The 20,627-nt window shown below is 72.7% G+C and carries 18 protein-coding genes; 2 read left to right on the top strand and 16 right to left on the bottom strand.

Annotated features, from left to right (window positions below):
• Positions 1-49: 49 nt before the first annotated feature.
• From ACIBNE_RS03025 to ACIBNE_RS02990, 8 genes are all read right to left on the bottom strand, one after another.
• A complete protein-coding gene (locus ACIBNE_RS03025) occupies positions 50-994 on the bottom strand; it encodes a pseudouridine-5'-phosphate glycosidase (RefSeq protein ID WP_399268844.1) in 945 nt (314 codons plus the stop codon).
• A 14-nt stretch (positions 995-1,008) separates the two neighbouring features.
• Positions 1,009-1,242, bottom strand: a complete 234-nt coding sequence (locus ACIBNE_RS03020) for a tautomerase family protein (protein ID WP_399268842.1) — start codon at positions 1,240-1,242, stop codon at positions 1,009-1,011.
• Positions 1,243-1,254: 12 nt separating this feature from the next.
• Entirely contained in the window at positions 1,255-5,226 is a 3,972-nt protein-coding gene (locus ACIBNE_RS03015; protein ID WP_399268840.1) for an amino acid adenylation domain-containing protein, read from the bottom strand.
• Positions 5,223-5,927, bottom strand: a complete 705-nt coding sequence (gene upp / locus ACIBNE_RS03010; protein WP_399268838.1) for a uracil phosphoribosyltransferase — start codon at positions 5,925-5,927, stop codon at positions 5,223-5,225. The genes ACIBNE_RS03015 and upp overlap by 4 nt, the downstream gene beginning before the upstream one ends.
• Before the next feature lie 70 nt (positions 5,928-5,997).
• Positions 5,998-7,188: a questin oxidase family protein gene (locus ACIBNE_RS03005; protein ID WP_399268836.1), complete on the bottom strand. Its 1,191-nt coding sequence runs from the start codon at positions 7,186-7,188 to the stop codon at positions 5,998-6,000.
• Positions 7,181-7,672 carry a DMT family transporter gene (locus ACIBNE_RS03000; RefSeq protein WP_399268834.1) on the bottom strand — a complete coding sequence of 164 codons (492 nt, stop codon included), beginning with the start codon at positions 7,670-7,672 and terminating at the stop codon, positions 7,181-7,183. Before ACIBNE_RS03000 ends, ACIBNE_RS03005 begins: the two co-directional genes overlap by 8 nt.
• A gap of 3 nt (positions 7,673-7,675) precedes the next feature.
• Positions 7,676-8,161, bottom strand: a complete 486-nt coding sequence (locus tag ACIBNE_RS02995) for a DMT family transporter (RefSeq protein ID WP_399268832.1) — start codon at positions 8,159-8,161, stop codon at positions 7,676-7,678.
• A complete protein-coding gene (locus ACIBNE_RS02990) occupies positions 8,158-8,907 on the bottom strand; it encodes an HAD family hydrolase (RefSeq protein ID WP_399268830.1) in 750 nt (249 codons plus the stop codon). The genes ACIBNE_RS02995 and ACIBNE_RS02990 overlap by 4 nt, the downstream gene beginning before the upstream one ends.
• Positions 8,908-9,412: 505 nt before the next feature.
• On the opposite strand from ACIBNE_RS02990, the gene ACIBNE_RS02985 reads away from it, so the two are divergent.
• Positions 9,413-10,594, top strand: coding sequence for an LLM class flavin-dependent oxidoreductase (locus tag ACIBNE_RS02985; protein WP_399268828.1), 1,182 nt, complete (start codon positions 9,413-9,415; stop codon positions 10,592-10,594).
• A complete protein-coding gene (locus ACIBNE_RS02980) occupies positions 10,591-11,544 on the top strand; it encodes an ABC transporter substrate-binding protein (RefSeq protein WP_399268825.1) in 954 nt (317 codons plus the stop codon). The genes ACIBNE_RS02985 and ACIBNE_RS02980 overlap by 4 nt, the downstream gene beginning before the upstream one ends.
• A gap of 69 nt (positions 11,545-11,613) precedes the next feature.
• Here the strand turns inward: ACIBNE_RS02980 and ACIBNE_RS02975 are convergent, their stop codons facing one another.
• The 8 genes from ACIBNE_RS02975 to ACIBNE_RS02940 all read right to left on the bottom strand — a co-directional run bounded on the left by ACIBNE_RS02975 (position 11,614) and on the right by ACIBNE_RS02940 (position 20,574).
• A complete protein-coding gene (locus ACIBNE_RS02975) occupies positions 11,614-13,335 on the bottom strand; it encodes a lysyl oxidase family protein (protein WP_399268823.1) in 1,722 nt (573 codons plus the stop codon).
• Positions 13,336-13,554: 219 nt separating this feature from the next.
• Positions 13,555-14,430, bottom strand: a complete 876-nt coding sequence (locus tag ACIBNE_RS02970; RefSeq protein ID WP_399268821.1) for a phosphatidylinositol-specific phospholipase C/glycerophosphodiester phosphodiesterase family protein — start codon at positions 14,428-14,430, stop codon at positions 13,555-13,557.
• A 191-nt stretch (positions 14,431-14,621) separates the two neighbouring features.
• Positions 14,622-15,311: a hypothetical protein gene (locus tag ACIBNE_RS02965; protein ID WP_399268819.1), complete on the bottom strand. Its 690-nt coding sequence runs from the start codon at positions 15,309-15,311 to the stop codon at positions 14,622-14,624.
• Positions 15,312-15,399: 88 nt separating this feature from the next.
• Positions 15,400-16,062 carry an ABC transporter ATP-binding protein gene (locus ACIBNE_RS02960; protein WP_399268817.1) on the bottom strand — a complete coding sequence of 221 codons (663 nt, stop codon included), beginning with the start codon at positions 16,060-16,062 and terminating at the stop codon, positions 15,400-15,402.
• Positions 16,055-16,954: an ABC transporter ATP-binding protein gene (locus tag ACIBNE_RS02955; protein WP_399270033.1), complete on the bottom strand. Its 900-nt coding sequence runs from the start codon at positions 16,952-16,954 to the stop codon at positions 16,055-16,057. The genes ACIBNE_RS02960 and ACIBNE_RS02955 overlap by 8 nt, the downstream gene beginning before the upstream one ends.
• 146 nt (positions 16,955-17,100) lie before the next feature.
• Positions 17,101-17,970, bottom strand: a complete 870-nt coding sequence (locus tag ACIBNE_RS02950) for an ABC transporter permease (RefSeq protein ID WP_399268815.1) — start codon at positions 17,968-17,970, stop codon at positions 17,101-17,103.
• Positions 17,963-18,928, bottom strand: coding sequence for an ABC transporter permease (locus ACIBNE_RS02945; RefSeq protein ID WP_399270031.1), 966 nt, complete (start codon positions 18,926-18,928; stop codon positions 17,963-17,965). The genes ACIBNE_RS02950 and ACIBNE_RS02945 overlap by 8 nt, the downstream gene beginning before the upstream one ends.
• A 23-nt stretch (positions 18,929-18,951) precedes the next feature.
• Positions 18,952-20,574: an ABC transporter substrate-binding protein gene (locus tag ACIBNE_RS02940; protein ID WP_399268813.1), complete on the bottom strand. Its 1,623-nt coding sequence runs from the start codon at positions 20,572-20,574 to the stop codon at positions 18,952-18,954.
• Positions 20,575-20,627 lie beyond the last annotated feature (53 nt).

The raw sequence follows: 20,627 nt of genomic DNA, 5'->3' as shown, positions 1-20,627 counted from the left end.
CGGGGTCGTTCGGCGCAGGGCCCCGATATGGGCGCGGGGAACTGCGCGATCAGCTCGCCGCCGGCCCCCTCCTCAGCTCCGCGTGCGCCGCGGCCAGGCGGCCGCCCGTTTCCGCCGTGCTGATCAGGACCGCCATGTTCGCCTGGGACGTCCTGCCGCCCGTCGTCCTGTCGATCGCCCGCATCAGGTACTTGGTGATCGCGTTGCCCGTCACCCCGTCCCGTTCCGCCGCCTTCAGCGCCTCGCCCAGCGCCGCCTCCGCGACCGCGCTGTCCACCGCGTCCTCGGGGCGGGGCGGGGTCGTGATGACCACGCCGCTGTTCGCGCCCGTCGCCCAGTGCGCCTCGACCACGCGCGCCACGACCTGCGGGTCGTCGATACGGTGCGGGCTGCGGAAGCCGCTCGACTCGCAGTAGAACGCGGGGAAGTCGTCCGAGCGGTAGGAGAGCAGCGGCACGCACTGCGTCTCCAGGTACTCCAGCGTCAACCCCAGGTCCAGGATGTTCTTCGCGCCCGCGCAGACCACCGCCACCTTCGAGCGGGTGAACTGCACCAGGTCCGACGAGACGTCCATGCTCGTCTCGGCGCCCCGGTGCACCCCGCCGATCCCGGCCGACGCGAAGAACGGGATGCCCGCCAGCTCCGCCGCCACGAGCGAGGAGGCGACCGTCGTCGCGCCCTTGCCTCCCCTGGCGAGGACCACCGGCAGGTCGCGGCTGCTCACCTTGGGGATGCCGGGCGTCGAGGCGAAGCGCTCGATGTCCTCGTCGGACAGGCCGATCAGCAGCCGGCCCCCGTCGACGCCGATCGTCGCGGGGACGGCGCCGCCCGCCCGCACGGCCGCCTCGACCTTGCGGGCGGTCGCCGCGTTGTCCGGGTAGGGCAGGCCGTGCGTGATGACGTTGGACTCCAGCGCCACCACGGGATCGCCCGCGTGCAGCGCGTCGGCCACCTCGTCGGAGTAGACCAGGGGAATCCCGGATTGCGTACTCATGTGGTGATTCCTCGTCACTTCTGTTCGTAGTCGGGAAACTTGAGGAGGCTCGCGGCCCTCTCCTCGATCTCCGGCGCGTAGACCGCCTCGTGCCAGTCGTCCGGGGCCACGGCCTCCAGGGCGATCGACACGGCGCCCTTCGAGGTGCCGAACCGGCCCGCGATCAGCGCGGTCAGCTCGTCGGCCAGGTCGCGCTCCTGGTCCGGGGTGAAGTCCTTGGGGAAGTGCTTGATGGTGACGTGCGGCACGGTGGTCCCTTCTCAGTCCGTACGGGTACTGGTGCGGATCGCCTTCGCCAGCTCCGCCACTCCCGACTCCTTGAGCACTTCGTAGTGGTCGCCCGCCAGGTCGACCACCAGCGGCGGGGTCGCCGCGTAGCCCGAGCTGCCGTCGATGAACGAGTAGTCGTCGCCGCTCGCCCGGAACACCGTCACCGGCGCCTCGATGCGCCGCTGCGCGAGCTCGCGGAAGGTGTAGTCGAACTCGTAGGTGGAACCGACCAGTTGGACGATGCGGTGGATCAGCTCCGGGTCCAGCTCGGGGACCAGGCCGTGCACGAAGCCGGTGAAGCCCGCCTCGTCCCGCACCTCCCGCAGGCAGCGCTCCAGGTCGGGCCCGCTGATCGCGCCCCGGAAGACCGAGTAGAGGATCGTGACGTACGCCGGGTTGGTGAACGCCGCCGTGCGGCCGTGCTCGGCCGCGTCCGCGCCGCGCACCTCGGGGTTGCCCGGGCAGATCAGCAGCAGCTGCGCCACCTCCTCGCCCGCCTGCTCCAGCTGCCAGGCCGTCTCGAAGGCGACCCGCGCCCCGAAGGAGTAGCCCCACAGGGTGTACGGGCCGTGCGGCCGCACCCGGCGGATCTCGGAGACGTCCGCGGCGGCCGTCTCGCGGATCGTGGCGTACGGCACCTCCCCCGCGTTCAGGCCGTGCGCCTGCACGCCGTAGAAGGCGCGGCCCTCCGACGCCTCCCGCGCCAGGTGGCGCAGGTTCATCGGGTAGCCGCCGAGGCCCGGCCAGCAGAACACCGGGGCGGCGTCGTCGCCGCGCTCCAGCGGCACCAGCCGGGAGCCCGTGCCCTGCCCCGCGCCGTCCACCCGGGCCGCCAGGTCGCCCAGGCGCGGGCACTCGAACAGCACCTGGAACGGCAGCCCGGTGCCGTACGCGCGGTTGATCCGGTTCACCAGCGCCACCGCGCTCAGCGAGTTGCCGCCGCTGGCGAAGAACTCGTCGGTGACCGAGACCCGCTCGTAGCGCAGCACCTTCCCCCACACCTCGGCGAGCCAGCGTTCCGTGGGCGTCCGCGGCGCCACGAACGGCCCGTCGGGCGCCGCAGAGCGCACCTCGTCCGACGCCGCGAGCGCCCGCGCGTCGATCTTGCCGTTGGCGGTGAGCGGCAGCCGGTCCAGGAGCAGGACGCGGCCGGGCACCATGTAGTCGGGCAGCAGGCGGCCCAGTTCCTCCTTGATGAGTTCGGTGGGGCCCTTCATGTGGACGGTGTCCTCGTACATGCCCTCGCTGCGCGCCTGCTCCTCGCTGATCCGGCCGCCCACGAAGAAGTACGAGGCGTCGACGGGCGCCTCGCCCGCGTCCGCCAGGACCGCGTCCAGGCGCCGCGCGGCGGGCAGCGGGTGCCCGCTCCTGGAGCTGTAGCCCGAGGACATCAGGCCGATGGCCGGGCTCCGGCGCTGGAGGCGGTGGAGCGTGGCGCCCAGGGTGACGTAGTCGAGCCAGCGCGGCCCGCCCCTGCTGACCGCGCTGATCCCGAACGACGCCCGGTCGTAGACCTGCTGGTTGATGGCGATGACGTGCTTGCGCAGGACGAGACCGTCGGAGATCCGCTCCAGCGCGCCGTGCGTGGCGCCCGAGCGGTCCGGGCGGTAGCGGTACTGTCCCGGCGCGAGGCCCGCGATGCGGTCCGGATGGACCTGGACGTACAGCTCGGCCGCGTGCGGGTCCCAGGAGGGCAGGCTCCAGGAGACGACGCCGGGCTCCGGCCGGGTGATCGCGAACGTGCCCACGAAGTGGTCGTCGCCCGCGGCGTCCAGCCGCGCCGCGGTCGCCGGATCGCGCTCCACCGGGCGCATCTCCAGGCCGTGTTCGGGCAGCACCTCCTGGAACACGCCGAGCATGTGCCCGGTCTCGAACTCCACGACCTCGTCGATGTTGTCGCGGTACACCGGCTCGATCGCGGAGCGGCGCCCGTTGAAGTGCACGAGCGGGTCGTCGGCCGCGCTCAGCGCGCTCGGCCCGATGCGCACCAGGGCGTGCTCGACGGGGTGGTGGTAGTAGACGCCGGGGGCCAGGCTCTCGATGCTCCCGCCCGTCTCCAGGTACAGCTGCGTCGCGTACAGGGCGCCCGGCGAGGCGTACGCGTACTTCGGCAGCAGCCGCTGCGCGCTGTGGAACTGGCCGAACCAGCGCAGGATCCCGCCCAGGCGTGCCAGGTCCAGCGTGCCGTCGGCGCCGGGCCGCGCCGCGCGCCGCGCGGGCGCGAGCAGTTCCAGCAGGTCGTCGGCGCCCACCTCGCCGCCCTCGTAGAAGCGGTAGGTCTTGCGCGCGAAGGCCGCGTCCCGCTGGTGCGCGGTCGCCTCCGCGCCCGGCAGCGGCACGCTCGCGCGGCCGGCCAGCTCCGCGCCCGTGCGCACGCCCGCGTCCGACAGCTGGGCCCTGACCTGGAGCCTGCCCGCCTTGGACCGGTGGTGGCCCGCGTCGTGGCCCTGGTCCATCAGGGCCGCCTCCTTGGGGTCGAGCTCCACGCAGGCGACCATCTGCTGGTGTCCGGTGCGCGCGTCGTCCACGACCACGGCGGCCGCCCTGCGCACCCACGCGTGCTGCTCGATCGCGGTGGCGACCTCGTCCAGCTCGATGCGGTGGCCGCGCAGTTTGACCTGGTTGTCGGCGCGGCCCGCGAACTGGATGGTGCCGTCCTCGTTCCAGTGCGCGAGGTCGCCCGTGCGGTAGAGGCGCTGGGTGGGGATGAACGGCGAGGGGATGAACTTCTCGCGGGTCTGCTCGGGCCGGTGCAGATAGCCCCGGGCGAGCTGGGCGCCGCCGATGTACAGCTCGCCCCTCTCGCCGATGTCCACCGGGGCGAGGTTCTCGTCCAGGATGAAGCACGGCGTGTTGTCCACGGGCGTGCCGATGGGCAGGGTGCCGGCCCCCTCGGGGATCGCGCCCGGGTCGACCGCGTGGGCGGTGGCGTTGATGGTGGCCTCGGTCGGACCGTACAGGTTGATCAGCGACACGCCGGGCAGCTCGGCGAAGAAGGCGCGGGCGAGCCGCCTGGTGAGCGCTTCGCCGCCGGAGAACACCTTGGTGAGGGTGGTGCACAGGCGCAGTTCCTCGGTGTCGATGAGCGCCTGGAGGAGGGTGGGCACGCACTGGAGCGTGGTGACCTCGTGGGCGACGACGGCCGAGAGCAGCGCCTGGGGGTCGCGGTGACTGCCGGGCAGGGCTGCGACGGTGCGGCCGCCGAGCGCGGGCGCCAGGATCTCCCACTGGGCGGCGTCGAAGCTCATCGGGGTCTTCTGGAGCACGGCGGTGCCCTCGCCGAGGTGGCCGTGGGTGTGCATCCAGCGCAGCTGCGAGACGACGGCCCGGTGCTCGACCATGACGCCCTTGGGGCGGCCGGTGCTGCCCGAGGTGTAGATGACGTAGGCGAGGGAGTCGGGCCGCCAGGCGGCGGGCGTCACCTCGTCGGTCGGCGGGGCCTCGGCGAAGGTGACGACGAGGGTGCCGGGCGGGGCCAGCCTCGCGAGGTCGTCGGCGAGGTGGTCCTGGGCGACGACGACCCGGGTGCGGCTGTCTTCGAGCATGTAGCGCAGCCGGTCGTCGGGGTACTCCGGGGAGAGCGGCAGGTAGGCGCCGCCCGCGAAGAGGACGCCCCAGACGCCCGCGATCAGGTCGGCCGACGGTTCGGCGTACAGGCCGACCGTGTCGTCGGGCCCGATGCCCAGGCGCCGCAGCCTGGCGGCGAGCCCGGAGGCCGAGCGGACCAGCTCGCGGTACGTCAGTCCGCGGCCGCGTCCGCTGACGGCGACGGCGTCGGGGCGGGACTTGGCCCGGTCGAGCAGCAGGTCGGGCAGGCAGGCGGCGGCCCCGGTGCGGACGGGGGCGCGGAGCGCGGCGGGCGTGCCCACCGGGGCGGGTGCCTGGGCAGGGGCGGGGGCGGCCTGGGCGGGTGCCTGGGCGACCGCCCGGGTGGCGGCCGCCTCCTCGTAGACGGTGCTCATCGGATGGCCCCCGCGTCCGTCGTGCCGAAGTAGCGGTCCCCGAAGTCCCCGATGCCGGGGATCATGAAGGCGTGCTCGTTCAGCCGTTCCTCGACCGCCGAGGTGACGATGCGCACCAGCGGATGGGCGGCGTGGACGGCGGCGATGCCCTCGGGGGCAGCGATGAAGTCGACGAGGACGATGCGGTCCTCCCGTACGCCCGCGTCCAGGAGCACCCGGATCGCGGCGTTGGCCGAGCCGCCGGTGGCGAGCATCGGTTCGAGCAGCAGGACGTGGCGCCCGGCGATGTCGGCGGGGAGGTGGGAGTAGAGGAGGTGCGGCAGTTTGGTGGTCTTGTCGCGCTGGATGAGGATCTTGCCGATGCGGATCGAGCGGTGCAGCTCGCGCAGTTCGGCCTCCATGCTCTCGCCGGCCCTGATGACCGGGACGGCGCACACCTTCTCGGTGAACCGCCATCCCGCGTAGGTGCCGCCGGAGGGGGTCGTGACCTCGTGCTCCTCGAACGGCAGCTGATCCAGGGCGTGTTCGAGGAGGAGCCGGATGATCCGGCGGGAGTGGTGGACGAAGTCCTCGCGGCGGGCGTCGCGGTCGCGCACGACGGTGTGCAGGGCGCGCAGCTGGCGGGTCTGGGGCAGCAGGTGGACCTGGCCGCCGACCGCCTCCGGGGTCAGGACGGCGGTCGGTGCTATCGGGCGTGACATGTGAGGGGGCTCTCCTGTGGCCGTGCGGGGCCGATCGGGCCCGGCCTTCTCGGGCGGGGCCCGGCCGGGCCTAGTCGACGGGTGGCTCTTCGAAGGTGGGCGGGAGGGCGGGCGTCGCGGTGAACTGCGCGGCGGCCACGCGGTACACCGAGCGGCGCCCGCTGCGCTCCCACACCTGGCGCAGGACGTGGACGAGCTTGGGGTTGTGCTCCTCCGCCTCCAGCGCCGCGCGGGCCGCGGTCTGCCGCCAGTCCTGTTCGAGGGAGGTGTCCGGGCCCGTGTCGCGGGCGTCGGCGAACAGGTCGTGCAGGGCGGCGAGCTTGTCCCGCTCGGGGAAGTCGGCGCCGGAGAAGACGGTGCCGAGCAGTCCGGTCCAGAAACAGCGGACGGCGAACTGCCGCTGGTCCGCCGGGAGTCGCTTCGCGATGTGCTCGACGGCGTGCAGCGAGGTGATCAGGTGGAGCAGGATGAAGTCGCCGGGCCTGGCGAGGTAGAGCAGCGTCGCCGCGTAGAACAGCTGCTCCCAGTCGACGGGGGCCTCGTCGTCGCGGGACCAGGCTTCGCCTGGCTGGATCAGCGGGTGGCCCGCGTCCAGGGTGCGTGCGATGCGGAACTGGAGCCCGGAGCGCAGGAGTTCGGGGTGGATGCGGCCGTCGTCGACGGGGCTGGTGTCGGCCAGCAGCTCGCCGACCCAGTGCTTCAGCGCGTCGCGGTCCGCGTCCCAGGCCCCCGCGGTGCGCAGCAGCGAGTCGACGGGCGTCGTCTCGTCGTACCGCTCCGCGATCCGCTCGGGGTGACAGTCGACGTAGGTGAAGGCCATGTACGCCAGGCCTTCGACCGCCATCCAGCGGCTGCCGTACTCCAGTGCCCAGCCGAGGTGGATGGTGGCGTGGGTGAAGGCGCCGGCCCAGCCGGGCAGCAGGACGGGGACGTAGCGGCGCAGCACCTCGTCCAGGCCGAGCTCCTCGATCCTGGCGTCGAAGAAGTCGCAGTACGACCAGAAGCTCGTGCGGCGGCCCCGGTGCTCCAGCCAGTTGTCCTCGGTGATGGTGTACCGGTCGGGCTTGGGAGCCTCCAGTCCGTAGCCGTAGGTGGTGAGCTTGGCGTAGTTCTCGTAGTACGCCTTGATGCGGTCGGCGGGCACGCCGAGCCCGGCGAGGGCGACGACGGCGTGCTTGGAGTGGTTGGTGAGGTGACCGTTGAACTCGATGTGGTAGGTGCGGTCGTCGAGGAGCTCTTCGATCAGTTCTCGGTCAGACATTCTTCGGATCCTTGTCCCGGCTGTGGTCGATGGGGGCCTCGGTGCGGCCCTCGGTGCGGCTCTCGATGCGGGCCTTGAGCCGGGGCAGTACGAGGCCCAGGAGGACGAGTGCGACGCCCAGCAGCCTGAGCGCGGAGGGCAGCGACCGCTGTTCGGCGCAGTCGTACGCGACGGCGGAGAGCACCTGTCCGCTGATGACCAGCAGCGAGGCGTTCATCGCACCGAGGCGCGGGAAGACGTGGCTGTTGACGGCGACGAAGAGCGCGCCGAACACCCCGCCCAGGTAGGCGGCGACCGGCACGTCGCCCAGGCCCGGCCAGCGCTGGAAGGCGAACAGGACGACGGTCAGGAAGCCGAACCCGACCAGGTGGTTCCAGACCGAGGCCCTGAACGCCCCGATCCTGGTCGCGAGTTGGCCGTTCACGGCCCGGCTGGTGCCGATGAGCACGCCGTTGAGCAGGGCGAGCAGTACGTAGAGGATCACGGCTCAGGCTCCGACCACGATCAGTACGCTGCCCGCGAGGACGCAGCCGGCCACCGTCAGGTCCAGGGCGGTGATGCGGCGCCTGGGGATGCGCAGCAGCCCCCAGCGGTCCGACGCGATCCCGAACAGGACCTGTCCCGTGAGCATCAGCGCCACGGTCCCGGCCAGTTCGAGGCCGCTGTTGACGGCGATCGCGGAGAGCATCACCACGAAGGCGCCCGGGATGCCGCCGAGGCGGAACCACAGGGGCGTCCTCTCCGGGGGCGCCGCGTCCCGGACGGCGTCCGACCGCTTCGCGTTCGCGCGGTGCGCGGCGCGGGCCGTCAGGGCGACCAGGGCGAGGGCCACCAGCGCCCCGAGCGCGTGCGCCGTCCAGGAGGCGAACACGGGCGTGGTGTGGTGCGCCAGTTCGCCGTTGAACTGGGTCATCAGGGTGAGCAGTACGCCGCCGGCGACGGCCAGGAGCCAGTCGGTGGCGCGGCCCGTCATGCTGCGGTCCCCTCCTCGGCGGCGAAGGCCACGATGTGGGCCACCACGTCGTCGAAGGTGTCGGCGGTCCAGGTCGGCCCGGCGGTGGCCAGCTCGGCCCTGTCGTGGATGCCGTAGGTGACCGCGATGGAGCGCAGGCCCGCGGCGTGCGCCATCTTCAGGTCGTGCGTGGTGTCGCCGACCATGAGGGCGCGCTCCGCGGGGAAGTCGAGGGTGTCGAGGATGAGGGTGCCGGACTCCGGGTGGGGCTTGGGGTTGGCGACGTCGTCGGCGCCGACCACCTGGGCGAACAGCTCGCGCAGCCCCGCGGCGCGCAGCAGGGCCTCCGCGCTGGCGTGGAACTTGCTGGTCGCGACGGCGAGGGTGACGCCCTGTTCGCGGAGCTTGGCGAGGCCGTCGGTGACGCCCGGGTAGAGCAGTTCGGCGGCGCGCGGCAGGATCAGCTCCTTGAAGTGGACCTGGTACTGCTCCACGCCCCTGCGGACGTACGGGTCGGCCGGGTCGCGCCCCAGCAGGGCGCCGAAGGCCCGTTCCAGGGGGAGCCCGATGGTGGCGCGCACGGCGTCGGGGTCGGGCGTGGACTCGTCGAGCGAGGCGAAGGCCGCGGTGAAGGTTTCGACGATCGCGCGGGGCGTGTCGACGAGGGTTCCGTCGAGGTCGAATACGGCCAGGTGGCCCATGGGGGTCCTTTCGGCGTTGCGGGTGGTGCGTACACCGGGTGCTCTATGCGTTTCGGTCGAAATCATCTGCCGGATCGTCGTTGGCCGGAAGTGGCCGCCCGCTCCGTGATCGACCGTACGGAGCTATTGCTGAGGCTCTGCTGCGGATTCGTGAACGCCGTGTGGCACGGCGGGCGGGGGCGCGGAGGGCGGTTGACCGGGGGTGCGCCTCGGTGCTCAACTTGCGGCCATGTCAACCGACTTCGGTCGGGAGTGGTCGACTTCCTGTCGGCCCTGAGGCGGCAGGCGCGTCAGCCGCCGCACAGGGCGGCACCCCACCCCGCCCCTTCCCGAAACCCCGCCGGGGCTGGGTTCTCACCTGCGACCCGGTGGTCGGCCGGTCTCGCGGTTCCCCGCGCCCCAGGGCGGTCCGGCACGTCCGGCACGGGCGCCCCGACAGGGGCGCGGGGAACCGCGCGGGAGCGGGGCAGACGCCGCACGTACCCACTCGGCGCGAGCGGGCTCGCCACAGGTACCCCACCCCCGGTTCCCGCCCCCTCAACCTCCGTACACACGAAAGGCCCGCACCCCCATGCCCGTGGAATTCCTCGGCATCGCCTACACCAACGACAGCTCTGAGACGACCCCCCGCTCCGGCGCCTCCTTCGACAAGCAGTACACGCTCAAGCTGGCCCGTGCCCACGAGGACCACGGGTGGGACCGCGTCCTGTTCGCGTACGGGTCCAACACCCCGATCCCCACCCCCGCCGCGGGCTGGCTCGCCGCCAAGGTGGACAGCCTCCAAATCCTCCTCGCGCACCGGCCCAACGTCTCGTACCCCACCTACGCCGCGCGTTCCTTCGCGACGCTCGACCAGATCAGCGACGGGCGCCTGACGATCCACTTCATCACCGGCGGCAACGACCGCGAGCAGCGCCGCGAGGGCGACACGCTCACCAAGGACGAGCGGTACGCCCGCACCCGGGAGTACATCCAGATCGTCAAGAAGGTGTGGACGCGGACCGAGGCGTTCGACCACGAGGGCGAGCACTACCGGTTCCACGACTTCGTCAGCGACGTGTGGCCCGTCCAGCAGCCGCACCCCGGCGTCTCGTTCGGCGGCTCGTCCCCCGCGGCGTACGCGGCGGGCGGCGCCGAGGCCGACGTCTACTGCCTCTGGGGCGAGCCGCTCGCGCAGACCGCCGAGCAGATCGAGTCCGTCTGGGCGGCGGCGAAGGCGGCGGGCCGCACCGACCGGCCCCGCATCCAGGCGGCGTTCCGCCCGATCCTCGCGCCGACCGAGGAGCTGGCCAGGCAGAAGGCGCGGCGCACGGTGGAGGCGATCCGCGCGGTGGGCCGCGAGGCGCCGCGCGGGCACCAGAAGGTGCGCCCCGAGAACACCGGCGCCCAGCGGCTGATCGCGATCGCCGAGCGCGGCGAGTGGTTCGACCGGGCGCTGTGGACGCCCACCTCGGCGGCGACGGGCGGCGAGGGCAACTCCAACTCGCTGGTCGGCACGCCGGAGACCGTCGCGCGCGCCCTGCTCGACTACTACGACCTGGGCGTGGACGTGCTGTCCGCGCGCGGTTACGACCTGGTGGGCGACGCGATCGACTTCGGCCGCCACGTCATCCCGCTGGTCCGCGAGGAGGTCGCCAAGCGCGACGCGCAGGGCGCCGAGCGCGGCCCGCACCTGCTCCCCGTGATCCTGGAGCGGATCGCGGCGGAGACCGGCACCGAATCCCGTACGGACGAAACGGCGGCAGCACGATGAAGCGTTCCACCCTGACCGGAGCCGCCGTCACCACCGCCGCCGCGCTGCTCGCGCTGACCGCGTGCGGCGACCCGGACGAGGACGGCGGAAGCGGCACCCAGCCCGCCGGCGCCCGTGCCGGGGTCACCAAGACCGACGTGGTCGGCCAGATCGAGAAGGACGAGGCGGCGGCGGCCCTGCTGCCGGACGAGGTCCGCACGTCGGGCACGGTCCGGCTGGCGACGGCCATCAGCGCCCCGCCGACCGCGTACTTCCCCGACGCCAAGGGCTCCGAGCCGGTCGGTCTCGACATCGACCTCGCGGACGCGGTGGGCCGGGTCCTGGGGGTGAAGGTGGACCGTCAACAGGCGACGTTCGACGCGATCCTGCCCGCCCTGGAGAGCGGGAAGTACGACGCGGGGACCGCCAACTTCGGGGTGACGAAGGAGCGGTTGAAGACGATCGACTTCGTCACGTACATCAACGACGGGCAGGGCTTCGTCGCCCGCGCCGACAACGACGCGCTGAAGCAGGTCACCGAGCTGGACCAGCTGTGCGGCAAGTCGGTGGGCGCGACCGCGGGCACCACCTTCGAGGGGATACTCAACGACAACAAGAAGGTGTGCACCGACAAGGGCGAGAAGCCGTACGACGTGAAGGTGTACGCGGACGCCGGTGCCGGGCTCATCAGCCTCCAGCAGGGCCGGGTCGACGTGATCATGGCGGCGGTGAACGGACTGCGCTACCAGGCGGCGCAGCCCGCGGCGAAGGTGAAGTTCCTCGGCCAGTACCACCGCATCCACGTCGGTTTCGCGCTCAAGAAGGGCTCGCCGCTGGCCAAGCCCTTCCAGGCGGCGGTCAACAAGCTGATCGCGGACGGCACGTACCAGCGGATCCTGAAGAAGTGGGACGCGGACGGGTCGGCGGTGAAGGAGTCGCGGATCAGCCCGCAGCCGATACCGAAGGGCTGAGGCCGGGCCGAAGGGCCACCGGCCCCCGGGAGGCGTTCCCCGGGGGCCGGTGTCCGAACGGACGTCACGTCAGTTGGAGTTCACCAGCTCGTGCGGGGGAACGGTGACCGTGCGGGCGCCCTTCGTGCCGCCGATGATCACCTTGCGCAGCGCGCTGTTGTTGGTGAGGTTGGTCTCCTTCAGGCGCTTCTCCGGGTTGGCCAGCACCTGGATGTAGTAGGTGCCGTTCGGCAGGTTGGTGATGTCGAACGACTGGCCGGGGAGGTCCTGGGTGTAGGTGTCACCGGAGCCGACGTCCAGCACCTCGCGCACGGAGATGGAGTTCTCCTGGCCGCACGCGGTGGACAGGTCGGTGTTGGACGGGTGCCAGTTGGCGTTCTTCACCGTGTAGTCGACCGCGTCGGTGTTGGCGAGGCAGAACGCCTCCTTGCCGCTGCGGACCTGCTCCTTCTTGTCGGCCTTCAGCAGCCGGTAGCTGGCGAAGTCCGTGAAGTGCCAGTGCTCGTGTCCGGGGCGCGGGTCCCACTCCATGGTGCCGGTCGGGGTGTAGCCGACCTGCTTGCCCTTGGCGTCGTAGAAGTACTGGTAGGCGTCCATCAGCTCGGCGCCGGGCTTGCGGAAGCCGTCCACGACGAGCTTCGCGGGGCCCGCGTTCCACACGTTGGCGCTGAAGGCGAGGTAGTCCTTGCCGGGCACGTCCTGGCCGCCGTCGCTGATCTGGATGCCGTAGGCGGGCAGCGAACGCAGGTCGGGCTTGGGCACGTTCGGCACGGACGCCTTGCCCGTCGGGGGCTTGGCGGCGGGCTTCACGGCGGGCGCCCTGCGGGAGCCGTCGGTCTGGCCGGGGGCGTCGCCGACCGAGGCGGCGCGCAGTCCGGCCGCCTTCTTGACCGCCCAGGGGAGGGCGGGCGGCGCCGGGACGAGCGGGCCGTGGCCCACGTTGTACGAGGGGCCCGCGCCGCTCGTCGGGGCGGCGGGCGCGGCCGGGCGCGCCGAGCCGTGGCCGGGCATGGTGTGGCCGGGCATGGTGTGGCCCGACATGTCGTGGCCGCTGTGGCCCGACGCGGCGGCGGTGCGCCCTGCCGGGTCCTCCCAGCTGCGCTCGCGGACGGTGACCTTGACCTTCTGGGGCTTGTCCGCGATGCCGAACAGGTCGCGGTAGCGCTTGGTCACGGAGATCGTGGCGGTGTACTTGCCCACGGGCAGGGCGACCGGGCCCGACTCGTAACCGGCGTAGGTGTTGGCGGCCCAGCCCTTCTCGATGCCCCAGATCGAACCGAGGGTGAAGGCGTTGTTGGGGCAGCTCTCGGGGTACTTCGAGTTCGCCGGGGCGTCGGGGCGGACGCGGCCGGACGCGTTGTTCGGGCAGAACGACTCGGACTTGCTGAGCACCGTCTTGCCGGTCGCGTCGGTGATCTTGATCTGGGCGAAGTCGGGGAACCCGTTGAAGCCCTTCACCAGTCCCTTGGGGAGCGCCTTGGTCCGCGTCCTGGTCCCCTCGCGGATGATCTGCTCGGCGACGACCGGGTCCTTGTAGGACTTGCGGGTCACCTTGATCTCCAGCGGGGAGCCCTCGGCGGTGAGGTAGGTGCCGAGGTCGAGGTAGACGCCGGGCTCCTCCTTCCACGAGTCGAGGGTGACCGACGTGGAAGCGGCGATCAGGCTGAACTTGGGAGTGGACTGGGCCTTCTTGGCGTCGGGTGCCGCGGCAACGACACCCGCGGTCACGGCGATCGCCGCCGCGGCGGCGATCGCCGAGCGGGTCAGCCGCTTCTGGTGAGGTCTGGTCATCGTTCCTCTTCCGGTCTTCCAAGGACGTGCTGGGAGGTGCCTCCCGCAGGGGAGAGGCGGTGACGACCCTGTGGGTTGTCTGTGGATCCGGAGCACGCCAAGGGTTGGCCGAAAAAGACCCGCGACTGGGGGGTTCCGGTCGAATTGCGGTGAACCGTCCCTGCGGACCGATCAGTTGCGGTAGAAGAACACGTTCCGTACGCGGCCTCCCGTACGGCGCTACGCGCGCTCGCGCCCGCGCAGGAACGCTTCGAGACCCGCGAGGTCGTCCGTGTTGACGTGGTCGACCCCGGCGGCCAGCAGCTCCGTCCAGACCGCGTCCCGCTGGGGTCCCGCCAGGTCGGGCGTGGCCCAGAAGCGGACGCGCTGGCGGCGGCCGTGCGCGGTGGCGACGATCGCGTGCAGCTTCTCGCGCTCGGCCGCGGGGAAGGGCCCGGCGCCGAGCCATCGGAAGCTCTGCGTCCAGTTCGAGGAGATCAGCGGGGCGAACGCGGCCGGGGTGGGCGTCGCCAGGTCGTCCAGGCGCCCGTCGTAGAAGGCGTACCGCACCCGCTGGGCCTCCATCGGGACGCGGGCCGCGCGGTCCCCCGAGACGACGGGGACGACGGCGCCGTGGGTGACCTTGCCGTGGGCGTAGCGGCTGAGGATCCGCCGGTAGTCGCGCAGTTGGCGGTCCAGCTCCAGGTAGCAGGCGGCCCCGTCGGTCTTGATGTCGATCAGCAGCTGCACGGGCCGGTCGTGACCGCGGTACACCGAGCCGTGGTTGGCCCGGACGCGGGCGAGCAGCGGGTCGAGGTAGAGGGAGCGCAGGGTGCGGGCGGGATCGAGGTCGGCGGGCTCGTGGGCGACGAGGAGGTCGCCGTTCACGAGGAAGACGTCGGCCTCGACGCTGGTGAAGCCGTGGGAGAGCGCGTCGTGCAGGGGCCTGGTGTGCAGGTAGTCGTTGTGCGCGTGCGCGCGGCGCAGCGGGCGCGGCCTACCGACCGCGGTGTGCTCGGTGGCCGCCGCGGTCGAGAGCGGGACGACGGCCGTCGCCGCCGCCGTGGCGAGGGCGGTCGTGACGACTCTGCGGCGGGTGGGGTTCGCCTGGGCCATGGGGTTCTCCCGGAGTGCGTGGGGTCGGGCGGACGGTCGCGACCGAGTATGCGGCCGGGGCCGGTGAACGGGCAGGCCCCCGCCGAGAGTTGCCCGGTTCTTCGACCGTCCGTCGACTGTTGTTACCGGTCGTGGCGGGGCCGGTCCCGTCGTGCGCTGACGGACCGCGGCCGGTGACCGGCTCCCCGCGCCTACCCGGCGTGGGCCGCGACCCCGAGGTCCCGCGCCAGCGTCAGGCCGGCCGCCACGTCCACCACCGCGTCGATGTCCTCCTCCTCCTCGTCCTCGCGCAGGACCGGCGGGTAGAGCGCGTCCGCCAGCGCCCCGACCGCCGCCCCGTCCACCGTGCGCTCCCGGACGCGGCCGAGGAACCGTAGGACCTCGTCGGCCGGGTCGTCGTCGGGGTGGATCAGCGAGGCCAGCCGCTCGATCGTCTTCCGCACGCCCGCCCCGCCCGGCGCCGCCCACGGCACCGACATCCCCAGGCCGTCGTCGGACAGGCCGTCCGGGTAGGCCGCGCGGGCCCAGGCCCCGTCCTGCCACCAGTACGCGTAGCCCAGGAGGCGGTCCGCCGCGTCCGCGCGCAGCCGCTCCCACGGCAGCCAGGGCGGCCCGCCGTCCAGCAGGTCCACCGGCGTCCGCCCGAGATGGGTGTGGCTGCCGTCGGAGTCCTGTCCGGTCAGCAGGGCCCGGTCGCCGTCGAATCGTTCGAGGCGCCACCAGTACGCGCCACCGCTGTTCCAGCAGTGCACGGACGTCCGCCCCTTGAAGGTGTACTCGTCGCCGTCGCCGACCGCCGTCGTCGCCAGTGCGAGCGTCACCGCGCGGTCCCACAGCTCCCCCGCGTCCGCGAGGTCTTCGGGCACGCCAGGTCGCCGCATCTCGTTCTCCCCGTTCCGGCCGCCGCACGCGGCCGCCTCCCATGGTCCCGCCGAGGCTACCGGCCCGCGCCGCGGCCGTGGCCCCCGCTCAGGCCCCGCCCGTCAGCGCCGCCCACTGCACCGTACGGTCGCACCACCGCTCCAGCAGCACCCGGTCGTGCCCGACCGCCAGCACTCCGGCGCCCGACTCCGCCCGGTACGCCTCCACCACCGCGACCAGCGCCGCCGTGGTCGACGCGTCCAGCATCGCGGTCATCTCGTCGCAGACCAGCCAGCGCGGCCGCAGCACCAGCGCGCGGGCCAGGCACGCCCGTTGCAGCTGTCCGTCGCTCACCTCGTGCGGGCGGCGGGCCAGCAGGTCGCCGGTGAGCCCGACCGCTTCGGCCAGCTCCGCGACCCGGGCCTCCGCCTCGCCGCGCCGTCCCGTCGCGCGCAGCGGCTCGGCGACGACGTCGCGCAGCCGCAGCCTGGGGTCGGCGGAGAGCCTGGGCTGCTGGAAGACGACGCCGACGGCGGTGCGCAGTTCGCGCGGCGCGCGGTGCCGCCAGCCGCGCACCCGCGTGCCGTCGAGCGTCAGCGTGCCCGCGTCGGGCCGGTGCAGCAGCGCCGCGACCCGCGCCAGCGTGGACTTGCCGCAGCCGCTGGGGCCGAGCAGCCCGACCGCCTCGCCGGGCGCGACGGTGAGGCTGACGTCGCGGAAGACGGGCCTCCTGGGCTCGTACCCCGCGGTGACGGCGGTGAGTTCAAGCACGGGCGGGCTCCTCGACGTGGTGGCAGGCGACCTCGCCGTCGAACGCGGGGCGCGCGGCGCACAGCCCGGTCGCCCGGGGGCAGCGCGCCGCGAACGCGCAGCCCTCAGGGAGCGCGCCCAGCTCGGGCGGCATTCCGGGGATCGGGGTGAAGTCGCGCTCGGGCAGGGCGGCGAGCAGTCCGCGCGCGTACGGATGGCGGGGGCCGCGGCCCCGGAAGAAGCGGCCCGCGTCGGCCAGCTCCACGATGCGGCCCGCGTACATCACGGCGATCCGGTCGGCGATCCGCTCGGCCGCCGCGAGGTCGTGCGTGATCATCAGCAGCGCGCGGCCCTCGTCGGCCTGGCGGCGCAGTTCGTCGGCGGTGCGGTCCACCAGCTCGCGGTCGAGCCCGGTGGTCGGCTCGTCGGCGAGCAGCAGGGGCGCGTCGCCGATGAGCGCGAGCGCGGTGGCGGCGCGCTGGGCGAGGCCGCCGGACAGCTCGTGCGGATAGCGGTCGAGGTGGTCGACGGGGAACGCGGCGCGCTCGGCCGCGGCCACGGCGGCCTCGCGCCGCTCGCGCCTGGGCGTGTCCACCAGCTCCCGCAGCGTCTCCTCGATCTGTGCGCGGACGGTGCGCACGGGCGTGAGGTGCGCGGCCGGTGACTGCGGTACGAGCCCGACGCGCCTGCCCCGTACCGTACGGGCGAGCGTGCGTTCGTCGGCGGTGAGCAGGTCGAGGCCGCCGAGGACGGCGGACCCGGCGGTCTCGGCGTTGCCCGGCAGCAGGCCGAGCAGCGCCGAGGCCAGGACGGACTTGCCGCAGCCGCTCTCGCCGACGAGGGCCAGGCACTCCCCCGCCGCGAGGTCGAAGGAGGCGTCGCTGACGGCGGCGACGTGCCGTCCGCCGCGCATCGTGAAGCGCACGGAGAGCCCGCGCACGGACAGCACCGTCTCGGGCGGGTCGCTCTCCTCGCGCTCGGCGGCGACCGCGGCCAGGGCCCGTACGACCCTGGCGTCGGCGCCTGCGGGCACCGCGCGCGTGCTTTCGGGGCCCGTGGTCACAGCGTCAGCTCCGATCGTCTGCGCGGGTTCAGGCGGTCGCGCCAGGCGCCCGCGAGGCCCGCGAAGGCCAGGGTCGGAATGATCAGGAACAGTCCGGGGAACAGCGTCGGCCACCAGTCGCCCGCCAGCAGGGAGCTGCGCGCGCCCTGCACGAGGTTGCCGAGGCTCGCCTGGTGCGCGGGCAGGCCGAGGCCGAGGAAGGAGAGGGCCGACTCGTGCCACATGGCGTGCGGCACCATCAGCACCGCCGCGAGACCGGCCTGCGGCAGCACGGCGGGCAGCAGGTGCCGCACCGTGACGCGCCGGCGCGACGCGCCGCCCGAGATCGCCGCCTCCACGAAGGGCCGCGCCCGCAGCGACAGCACCTCGGACCGCACGATCCGGGCGGTGGAGAGCCAGTGCGTCAGACCGACCGACACGACCACCGGCCAGACGCCGGGTCGGAACATGGCGACGATGAAGATGCCGAGCAGCAGGTGCGGCACGGAGGAGAAGGTGTCGACGAGCCGCATCACCACGCGGTCGGTCCACCCGCCGAACGCGGCGGCCGCCGCGCCGACGGCGGTGCCGATGACGGTCGCGGCGAGCGCCGCGACCAGGCCGACGAGGAGCGAGACCCGCAGCCCGTACACACAGCGCAGCAGGAGGTCGCGGCCGACGTCGTCGGTCCCGAAGGGGTGTGCCCACGAGGGCGGCTGGAGCTTGAGCGCGAGGTCGACGGCCTGCTGGTCGAGCTGGACGACGGGCGGCACGATCAGCACGGCGAGGACCACGGCGGCCACGACGGTGCCCGAGGTCCAGATCCGGACGGCGCGGGTGGAGCGGCGGGTGCGTCCCCGCGCGCGCCACTGGAGGGTCTCAGCCATCGAAGCCCACCCTCGGGTCGGCCAGTCCGTACAGCAGGTCGGAGAGCAGGTTGCCGAGCAGCACGGCGGCCGTGGCGAGCACGGTCAGCGCGGCGAGCAGCGCGAAGTCCACCGAGGTCGCGGCCTGGACGGTGGCCGCGGCGATGCCGGGCCAGCTGAACACGGTCTCGACGAGGAGCGCGCCGGTGATCAGCTCGGGCACGCGGGAGCCGATGAGCGTGAGCATCGGGAGCATGCCGGAGCGCAGGGCGTGGCCGATGAGCACGGTCCGTTCGTTCAGGCCGCGGGCGCGGGCGCCGCGCACGGGGTCCTCCTCCAGGGCGTCGGCTACGCCCTGGCGCACGTACAGGAAGAACCACGGCAGCTGGGAGACGCCGAGCACCAGCGCGGGGAGCACCAGGTGCGTGGCGACCTGGTCGAAGGTGACGACCTCGCTCTCGGTGTCGGTGAGCCCGCCGGCGGGCAGGACGTCGAGCTTGAGGGCGAAGAACCAGATGGCGAGCAGCCCGAGCCAGAAGGCGGGGGCGGCTTCCAGGGTGTACGCGGCGGAGCTGACGCAGCGGTCGAGCCAGCCGCCCTGGCGGCGGGCGGCGAGGACGCCGAGCGCGGTGCCCAGCACGATCGCCACGAGGAAGGCCGTGGCGGCGAGCAGCGCGGACCAGCCGATGCGTTCGGTGACGACGTCGGCGACGGGCTGGCGCAGCACGGTGGAGTCGCCGAGGTCGCCGGTGAGTGCGGCGGTGAGCCAGTTCCACCAGCGGGTGACCAGCGGCTGGTCGACGCCGAGGTTGGCGCGGATCTGGTCGAGGTTCTCCTGCGAGGCGGTGAGCCCGGCCGTCCCGGTGTACGCCTTGACGGGGTCGAAGGGCGAGGCCGCGGCGACGGCGAAGACGCCGAACGTCACGACCAGCAGGACGGGGACGGCGAAGAGGATCCGCCGTCCCGTCATCCTGGCCATCGCCCCCCAGGGGAGGCGGCGGCTCACTTCTCGGTCTTCCTCAGGTTCTTCGGGATCCACTTCTCGACGTTCCACCAGGGGCCGGAGGCCAGGCCGTGGTCGTGCGGCTCGACCTGGGTGGTGAGGCCGTCCCAGTCGTCGTCGACGACGTAGAGGTGGTCGATGTGGGTGAGGAAGGTGTAGCCCGGGTTCTTGACCAGTTCGCGCTGGACGGTGTCGTAGGCGGCCTTGCGCTTGGCCTTGTCGTTGGTCTCGCGGGCGTCGTCCAGGGCCTTGTCGACGGCCTTGTTGTCGTACCAAGCCATGTTGTTGAAGCCGTCGCCGCCCAGGGCCGACTGGAGCAGCAGGTACTGGTCGAAGTCGGGGTCGCCGGGCGAGCCGCCGCCCGCGAGGACGGCGTCGGTCTTCATCCGCGGCTCGATGACCTCCCAGGTCCCGGCCTCGGTCTTGATGCTGATGCCGGCCTTCTTGGCGTCGGAGGCGTAGGCCAGGGCGTGGTCCTGGCGGAGCTTGTCGCCGGAGAGGTACCAGAGCGGGAACTCGGCCTTGACGCCGTCCTTCTCGCGGATGCCGCCCTTGCCTGCCTTCCAGCCGGCGGCGTCCAGGATCTGCTTGGCCTTCTCCAGGTCGTGGGTGCGCTCGGTGCCCTTGGCGAACCACTCGCTGTCGGTGGGGACCGGCCCGTAGGCGGGCTTGCCCGCGCCTTCGAGGATCTTGTCGACCATGGCCCGGCGGTCGACGGCGACGTCGAGGGCCCGGCGGATCGCGGTGTCGCCCGCGACCTTGTTGTGGGTCGGCAGGGTGACGTTGCGGTAGTCGTAGGTCTTGGCCGCGTACGTCTTCTTGTGCTTGTCGCCCTTGAAGCCCTCGGCGAGGTTGGGCGGCAGGATCGCGCCGTCGAGGTCGCCGGAGCGCAGCCGGGTGGCGCGGGTGTCGTCGTCCTTGATGATCGCCATGGTGAACTTCTTCACCCGCGGCGGTCCGCCCCAGTAGTTCTCGTTGGCCTTGAAGGTGAGCTTCTCGCCCTTGGACCAGTTGGTGAGGGTGTAGGGGCCGGTGCCGATCGGCTCGGTGGAGAAGGCGCCGGTGTTCGGGTCCTGCTTGCCCGCGACGTGCTCGGGCGCGATGGGGAGCACGGTGCGCTGGGCGAAGGGGGCGTAGGGGTACTTCAGGGTGAAGACGACCGTGTCGGGTCCGGTGGCCTTGACCTCCTTGACCGCGTCCAGCTCGGTCTTGGAGGCGTTGTTGGTCTTCGGGTCGAGGATCGTCCTGTAGGTGTAGACGACGTCCTTCGCCCCGAAGGGCTGCCCGTCGCTGAACTTCACGCCCCGGCGGATCTCGTACGTGTAGGTCAGGCCGTCCGCGCTGATCTTCGGCAGCTCCGCGGCGAGCGCGGGCTGGAGCTTCATGTCCGCGTCGAAGGCGAGCAGCCCGTCGAAGATCTTGGAGTTGCCGTCCTTGCCGTAGCCCAGGAGCGGGCTCAGCGTCTCCGGCTCGTAGGCGATGCCGACGACCGCGGATTCCTTGGGGCCCTTGGAACCGCCCGACCCCTCGGTGCTGCCGGGGTTCGAGCAGGCCGCCGCGGTCAGGGCCAGGGATCCGGCCAGGGCCACGGCGGCCGTGCCGCGTATCGAACGGGCGGTCATGGAGGCCACTCCCCTACTAAAGATCAACTGTTATTGCGAGCGATTCGCAATTA

Source organism: Streptomyces sp. NPDC050504, assembly GCF_044458065.1.
Taxonomy (GTDB): Bacteria; Actinomycetota; Actinomycetes; order Streptomycetales; family Streptomycetaceae; genus Streptomyces.
Note: the sequence above shows the minus strand (reverse complement) of the source record. Positions and strands in the feature narration are given on the sequence as shown.